Source organism: Niameybacter sp. (genome assembly GCF_036655075.1).
Classification (GTDB): domain Bacteria; phylum Bacillota; class Clostridia; order Lachnospirales; family Cellulosilyticaceae; genus Holtiella.
The window spans coordinates 1-5,636 of the sequence record NZ_JAVVQU010000082.1; the positions used below are offsets into that span (position 1 = coordinate 1).

At 37.2% G+C, this 5,636-nt stretch carries 5 protein-coding genes; 4 read left to right on the top strand and 1 reads right to left on the bottom strand.

Annotated features, from left to right (window positions below):
• Both RRY75_RS13690 and RRY75_RS13695 read left to right on the top strand, forming a co-directional pair.
• A partial coding sequence (locus tag RRY75_RS13690) for an HlyD family secretion protein (protein ID WP_332717294.1) occupies positions 1-1,132 on the top strand: 1,132 nt, incomplete at its 5' end.
• 212 nt (positions 1,133-1,344) lie between these two features.
• Positions 1,345-2,202: a metallophosphoesterase gene (locus RRY75_RS13695; RefSeq protein ID WP_332493826.1), complete on the top strand. Its 858-nt coding sequence runs from the start codon at positions 1,345-1,347 to the stop codon at positions 2,200-2,202.
• Between the two features lie 139 nt (positions 2,203-2,341).
• Here the strand turns inward: RRY75_RS13695 and pdxR are convergent, their stop codons facing one another.
• The gene (gene pdxR / locus RRY75_RS13700; protein WP_332493828.1) at positions 2,342-3,748 is read right to left on the bottom strand and encodes a MocR-like pyridoxine biosynthesis transcription factor PdxR; all 1,407 of its coding nucleotides are present in this window, start codon (positions 3,746-3,748) and stop codon (positions 2,342-2,344) included.
• Positions 3,749-3,989: 241 nt separating this feature from the next.
• Here pdxR and RRY75_RS13705 point away from each other — a divergent pair, with 241 nt between their 5' ends.
• Positions 3,990-4,820 (top strand): pyridoxamine kinase, encoded by an 831-nt coding sequence (locus RRY75_RS13705; protein WP_332493830.1) that lies wholly within the window; start codon positions 3,990-3,992, stop codon positions 4,818-4,820.
• Positions 4,821-4,832: 12 nt separating this feature from the next.
• The gene (locus tag RRY75_RS13710) at positions 4,833-5,636 is read left to right on the top strand and encodes an ECF transporter S component (protein WP_332493832.1); all 804 of its coding nucleotides are present in this window, start codon (positions 4,833-4,835) and stop codon (positions 5,634-5,636) included.

Genomic DNA, 5,636 nt, shown 5'->3' on the forward strand with positions numbered 1-5,636 from the left:
AAGGATGAAAAAGTATATAGGACTTGTCAGTCTATGTATTGGAGGATTAGGTTTAGTAGGATGCCAGCAGGTAGAAGAGCAAGTAGAAGTGGTGAGTGTACCTGTAACCAAGATAGAAATAGAGGGTGTAGTAAGTATAGAAGAAAAGATGGAATTTAATTTGGACTTTCCTGCTACAGTAGAAGCTGTGCATGTAAAAGAAGGGGAAAAGGTAAAGCGTGGGGATGTTTTAATGACGCTTAATATAGAAAGTTATATGGAGCAAATTACCCAAAAAGAGAATGAAATACGCCTTTATGAAATAGAACTTAAAGCTGTAGAAGAGGTTCTCTACCCAGCAAGTGCACAGATTACACAAATAAGAAATACACTTAAACTTAAGCAAGAGCAACTTCAACAGGGCACAGACCAAGATATTAAGAAGTTAGAAAATGACCTAGAGATAGCAAGATCACAACATGAAAAAGGTACTCAAGACTTCGAGACGCTACAGGCGCTTTTGGAAGTAGAGGCTGTCTCAAAAGATGAAGTAGCAAAGTCCAAGTTAGCACTAGAACAAGGGAGTAAACAAATTGAGAATCTAGAACTTAGTGTGGAGCAGACCAAACAGGCCAAGAGCCTAGAAATAGAAAGTCTTCAAGCAGAGCTTAAAAACTTAACGACACAAGCGAGTAATACACAAAATCAAATAGCTACAAATGCAGAAAAAATACAACTTCAAATACAGACAGCCACTATACAACTTGAAAGCATGAAGAACAAATTAGAAAAGGAGTACTTAGAAGGTCATCAAATCATTGCGCCTTGTGACGACTTAATTATCTATAACATAGCCTGCCAAAAGGGAAGTAAGGTGGAACGTATGGTAGGGCCATTGATGGAAGGCATGAATGCTCAAACCTTAGTGATAGAAGCTGATTTGCCAGAAGAATATAATGATGATTTACAAATAGGGGATAAAGTAGAGGTGCTCCCCTATACCAATCAAGATACTAGACTTGATGGAACAGTTATAAGAAAATCTGAGCATGCTACAGAGAACTACGGTGAGACTGTTATTAAGACGGTCATAGAGATCGAAGATACAAAAGGATTATTAACTATAGGTGGTAACGTAGATGTACAGTTTTAAAAGTTAAAAAGCAGGGCATTTAGAGATAGGGACTGTAAAGCTAGGGTATGTAAACTAGTGCCACAGCCCCTTTGCTATTTATTAAAATGAATATTTAGTGCTATAGGGTGGTTATATATTGGTAATAATCTTACAAATAGGTCATATGGATGTCATATAATTGGATTAAATTAGAGGTAGAACTTGAAGTAGAGCAAGAAAGGAAATAATGCATGAAGCATATAATAAAAAGGATACTAAAAACAATGGGTGTGAGTATAATGATGATTGCATTGGCATTGATAGGTTTATGGATTGATATGTGTTATATAGAACCTAATCTTTTAATAGAGAAGAAAGTAACAGTGGAAGATAAAGAGAGGGGAAAAGGTGCAGAAGAACTTAAAATTGTACACTTTACAGATACCCACTTGGGACCAGACTACACGTTACAAGAGTTAGAAAAGCTAGTAAGTAAGATTAATAGGAATAAGCCTGACCTGGTAGTTTTTACAGGAGATTTGATGGATCATCCGGGTCAATATCCTTACAAGGATAAGATTGGAGAAGTATTAAGTCAAATAGAAAGTACATATGGCAAGTTTGCCGTATGGGGCAATCATGACCATGGCGGTGCAGGGGTAAGGTATTTTGAAGATATTATGGAAGCATCAGAGTTTACTTTGTTGCAAAATGAATCTACAACTATTCAAACAGAAAGTGGAAAGTACGTAAATATTATGGGAATTGATGATGCCCTATTAGGTCAAGTAGATTATGCAAAAACCTTTCAGGGCGTAGATAGTAGTCATTATGGGATTATCTTGATGCATGAGCCTGATTTGGTGATACAGGCTGATAGTAAGTATTATGATTTGGTGCTTACAGGGCATAGTCATGGTGGGCAAGTGCAGTTACCTTTTGTAGGGCCTTTATACACACCAGGATTGGCGGAAATTTATACCCATGGACTCTATGAACTAGGAGATAAGAAGCACCTATATGTCAACGGTGGGATAGGAACAACTAAGATGGAGATTAGACTTTTTAATCCCCCTCAGATTGCAATCTTGCAAGTACGTATACATTAAAAGAAGAGTGTTGAATAATAAGAGGGTCATTAAGACAAAAGCTATAAAATTAGGGAGCTTAACCTAGTTTCATAGCTTTTTTTGTTTATAGGGTAAACTAATTATTTTTAATACAGGATAATATGTGAAGAGGTTTCATTTAACATGTATAATTTTTTAAAACCTGTTCTAAAATATCAATGCCTTGGGTGATTTCTTGAGTATCGCAAGGGGCGAATGTAATTCGGATAAAGCTATCCTTTTGCCTATGAGTATGGGGGTAGAAAAGTGTACTAGGTAAGACAAGTAGACCTTTGTCTAAGCACAGTTCATAGAGCTTATAAGCAGAAATTTTTCTGGGAAGGGAAAGCCAAAAGCAAAGCCCACCGTCAGGATCAGTATAAGTGATGCCATAAGGTTTAAGTCTAGTAAGCTCAGAGCGCATAAGTTCATATTTACTGGTGTAAATGGCTTTCATATAGCGTAAGTGTGTCTCCCATTTATTCGTTCTAAAGAAGATATCTAAACTACGGTGGATTAGGCCAGAAGCGGCAATGTCAGTCATTTGCTTTGTTTTAGTAAAGCGGTCTAGCAAGCACTCAGGGATGACTAAAAAACCTATACGTAACCCAGGCATAAGTAGCTTGGAAAAACTTTTTAAGTAGATCACTTGGTTATGGGTATCTAAGGCTTTAAGGCTATAACTAGATTTGCCTTTATAATTAAGTTCAGACATTGAGTCATCTTCTACTAAGTAAAAGTTGTACTTTTGGGCCAGGTGTAGAAGTGCTGTTAAAGTAGATTGTGCATAGGACAAGGTAGTAGGGTTTTGAAATTTGGTCATCACATAAACTAACTTAGGTTTGCAAATGTTGACACGCTTTTCTAAAGTAGCAAGGTCAATGCCACTTGATGTTAATTCTACAGGTACAATACGTGTACCACGGGATTTAAAAGCATCTATGGCACCATTGTAAGTAGGAATTTCGGTAACGACATAATCTCCTGCATTCAGGCAACTCTTAGAAATAATATCAAGGCCTTGTTGTGCGCCTGAAACAATTTGAATACATGAAGGAGAGGCTTGAATGTGATGTTCATCTTGAAGATACTTAGCAAGGACTTCACGAAGAGGCATAAAGCCGTTGGCTTCTTGGTACCCAAAAGCGAATCCTTTATCTCGGTCTAGCACTTCGTCCAAACAGGTTTTAAAGGAATCTGTTGGAAAGATAGCAGGATGAGGGGAGGCACTAGAGAAGTTAATGGTATTTTCGGCAGTGCTTAGAGTAGGGCGCGTCATTAAGCTAATCTCAGGCGTGTTGGGTTTAGAAACATAAAAGCCACTCCCTTTTTTAGATGTCACATAGCCAGAAGACTCTAGTTGTTTGTAAGCATTGATAACGGTTACGTTGTTAACGCCTAGATCCTTGGCTAAAGTGCGTATAGCTGGTAGGCGCAATGAAACAGGAAGCTGGTCTTCTAAAATAGCTTGTTTAATTTGGCCAAAGAGCTGTAAATACAAAGGTTCACTACTAGTGTTATCTAATTGTATGGATACAAAACTCATTTTGTGCCCTCCTTTTTAGAGAATATATTGACGTTGCGGTGAGACTTATGGCAGAATATTGCCATACATAAGTCTAAACTGTTGCGATACAATTTCATGGTCTCATTATAATCAATAATTATTTGACTGTAAAGTCAAGAAGGATACAACGGACAAAATGGAAAATAGAAATGATAAGATTAGTAAATGAGAAAAAGTGCAATATTAAAAGGGACAGGAAGGTTAAGAAGGAGGTTAAGTCATGAAGTATATACCACGTGTTGCGGCAATACAGGATTTATCATGTTTTGGCAGATGCTCGTTAAGCGTTATTATACCTATTTTATCTCATATGAAAGTACAAGTGTGTCCTGTACCAACAGCTGTATTTAGTACCCATACAGGTGGATTTGGGACACCTGTGAAGACAGATCTTACAGGAATGATGCATGGCTTGATAGAACATTGGCAAGAAGTAGGCGTTCAGTTTGACTGTATCTATAGCGGCTTTTTAAGCAGTGCTGCCCAAATAGAGGAAGTACTAAACTTTTTTGAAGTTTTTAAGGAAAAGGAAAAAACGCTTATTGTAGTAGACCCAGTGATGGGGGACCATGGAAAGTTGTACAAAACTTATAATGAAAAGATGCAACAAAAGATGAAGCATTTGGTGGAGAGGGCAGATGTGATTACACCCAACTGGACAGAGGCATCATTCTTATTACATAGGCCATATAGTATAGAGTCCATTACAGAAGAAGAGATTAAAAGTATTGTAAAGGCACTTGCCGAGATGGGACCTAGGCAAATTGTCTTAAAAGGTGTGCCTTATGAACAAGGACAAAAGGTAAATGTGATTTATGATCAATCAACCAATGAGTTTGGAATCATACCTTACGAAGAAATACCTCAAAATTATCCTGGGACAGGAGATTGCTTCACCAGTAGATTAATAGGGGCATTGCTTCAACAAGTAACATTATTAGATGCAACCAAGCAAGCAACTTCTTTTGTAACGTTGGGGGTAAAGGCAACTTATGAAGCAGGAACAGATACAAGAGAAGGCATTTTGCTCGAAAATTTATTAGATTTTTAGGAGGGATTAAGTATGGAACGTAAAAAGAAAGGTTTAAGTTTACAAAGTATGGTGATTGTAGGACTATTTAGTGCGATTTGCTACATTGCACTCATGCTCTTTAAGATTCCTATTCCATCACCGGTAGGAAAACCATTTATTCACTTTGGGAACATGTTTGTTATTTTAGCAGCACTACTCTTTAGTGGTACTATTGGAGGATTATCAGGCTCTATAGGTATGGGGTTGTTTGATATGCTCAATGGTTGGGCAACAAGTGCACCCAAAACGATTGTTTTAAAGTTTGGGATAGGTTTTATAACAGGTCTTGTAGCTTCTAAAGGACATAAAGAAGATGCCAAATCACCTTTTATAGGGATTGCTATAGCGGCAGCCTTCTTCATCATTATAGGGGTGGGACTATGTCTTGCTTCTACAGTGTATGGATATGAGATTAATATTCCATTTTTACAACAAGCAGCTGAGGCAACAGAAGGGATTAAAACAACATTAGTTGTTATACCTGTTTTATATATTTTCTCACTTATTTTAGGCATAGGTCTTGCTGTAACTTGCTTCTTTATTAAAAAGGTATCTATTAAGCTTCAATACGCTATTTTAGGTGCAGTATGTGGGATTGGATTTAACTTAGTGGGTGAGTTCCTATTTGCAGTGGTTTCTTTAGTTATTGTAGGGAGTGGGTTTATGCCGGCTGTGATGAGTGCACTTATAAGTTTACCATCAACAATTATTAATGGAACATTCTCTATTGTTATTGCGGTACTTCTATATATTCCACTTTCAAAAGTAGTCGCAAAGTCTAATTTCAAATTTTAA

Coding starts and splice junctions, on each gene's coding strand:
- RRY75_RS13695 (WP_332493826.1), top strand. CDS start 1,345: ATGAAGCATATAATAAAAAGGATACTAAAAACAATGGGTGTGAGTATA.
- pdxR (WP_332493828.1), bottom strand. CDS start 3,748: ATGAGTTTTGTATCCATACAATTAGATAACACTAGTAGTGAACCTTTG.
- RRY75_RS13710 (WP_332493832.1), top strand. CDS start 4,833: ATGGAACGTAAAAAGAAAGGTTTAAGTTTACAAAGTATGGTGATTGTA.
- RRY75_RS13705 (WP_332493830.1), top strand. CDS start 3,990: ATGAAGTATATACCACGTGTTGCGGCAATACAGGATTTATCATGTTTT.